Below are 314 nucleotides of genomic sequence, written 5' to 3' on the forward strand. Positions count from 1 at the left end.
AAGCTGGTCGACAGCGACTGCTGTCGCTTGCGATCGACCTTGTTGCCGTCGATGTCGTAGATGGCGACGCTGTTGCGGCGCACCACCGCCCAGTCGCCATCCTCGAGATAGGTGATGGAGTTGGTGAACGGCGCCAGCGCGATGGCGTCCGAGCCCAGAAACATTTCGCCGTCGCCATGGCCGACGGCCAACGGCGGGCCGTTGCGGGCGCCAACGATCAGATCCTCGTCACCCTTGAACATGATGGCCAGCGCGAAGGCGCCCGAGAGCCGCTTCAGCGCCTGGTGCGCGGCCTCCACCGGCTTCAGCCCCTT

1 pseudogene is annotated in these 314 nt (G+C 65.9%); it reads right to left on the reverse strand.

Annotation, left to right across the window (positions count from 1 at the left end):
- Positions 1–314, reverse strand: a pseudogene (locus tag EN861_RS34785) (glutamine--fructose-6-phosphate aminotransferase); the annotation flags it as partial.

Source organism: Mesorhizobium sp. M8A.F.Ca.ET.218.01.1.1 (assembly GCF_004791165.1).
Taxonomy (GTDB): domain Bacteria; phylum Pseudomonadota; class Alphaproteobacteria; order Rhizobiales; family Rhizobiaceae; genus Mesorhizobium.